Here is a 1206-nt window from a genome sequence, read left to right as displayed (position 1 = left end):
CGACTGTAACATACAAAAAGAACCCACAGGATAAGTAAGAGAGTCCAAAATGCTCTCAAAAAGCGTGAGATGGGCATCTATGAAGATGGCTGAATACTCTCACGCTTTCTCTGCTACGATACCACACTTTCCGTAGCTTAGAATCTGTCCACCACAGATACCACAGGCGTGTAGGGCCAAATTCGGTCCGTAAGATCATGGGGGTACACGCCATTCAGGCGATGGGGTCGTTCTAATCGTCACTCGGACATCGATCCAGTATCTAATCGCTTCTCATTAACCGAAGCTCATCGACTGATGTATCCAATATCTTATCATACATAGGGTTTCTAATGAGAATCCATTTTGCTGTCTCCATGTGGCTACAGACAGAGTGACAAACCTTCCGTGTAGGACTACCTATACTGGGAATGCGAAGCACAGATTCTCGACTTCTGGGGCGAGCGAGACTATCTGTGCCTTTCGTTCCAACTCCTGACGACGACTCTCGATACGCTGTTCAAGTCTGTCGAGACGCTCTTGTTGACCGCGAATTGCGATGTCCATGTTCGAACCGGTCTCAGCCTTCTGTTCGTAGTTCTCGATGAATTCCTGGATTCGCTGGCGCTCTGCTTCAGCATATTCTTCGAGATCACTCAGTTCCTGTTGAGTTTCCTCGCGGCGACGTTCATACAGTTCTTCTTTCAGAGAGGCAACTCTCTGACTGACATAGCGATCAGCAGCCGCTCGCAACTGCTCTTGCTGCTCAATCAGAGATCGTACCCGGTCTACATCAGGCGAGCCTTTGATGCTATTTCCATCGACAACTCGCTGACCAAGGCGCCCTCGGGGATCTCGATGGTTCCCATCGACATATACCGGGATCATGTCTTCGCGAATGACTTCCCCCGTTCCGTCTTCAAACGTCACACGGTAGTTGTAGGCAATTCCCGGGTCGTCAACGAACGGAAGGAGCTTCAGACCGACATTACCCTGCTCACTCTCCAGCACTTGCTGCATGAGTCGCTGAACCAGTTCGTCGTCAGGAGAGACGTAATCGATGCCATCGTGGTCCATGGCGAACTCTCGACTGAATGTGAACGGCCCGTACTCTTCGTCAGTGCCCTGCCGAAGGGAGCGAGGGAGTTCAGCTCGGTAGAGGTTGCTCCCCGCCTTCTCGACGTCACCACCAAGCACCTCGATTCCGCGCTCAACGAACTCGTGGAT

At 51.5% G+C, this 1206-nt stretch carries 1 pseudogene; it reads right to left on the bottom strand.

Going from position 1 to position 1206, the window contains the following annotated elements:
- Positions 1 to 399: 399 nt before the first annotated feature.
- A pseudogene (locus tag EXE45_RS21435) lies at positions 400 to 1206 on the bottom strand (helicase); the annotation flags it as partial.

The sequence above is a fragment of the Halorubrum sp. SP9 genome (assembly GCF_005435015.1).
In the GTDB taxonomy this organism is placed as follows: Archaea; Halobacteriota; Halobacteria; order Halobacteriales; family Haloferacaceae; genus Halorubrum; species Halorubrum sodomense.
This window is presented reverse-complemented; position numbering and strand designations above follow the sequence as displayed.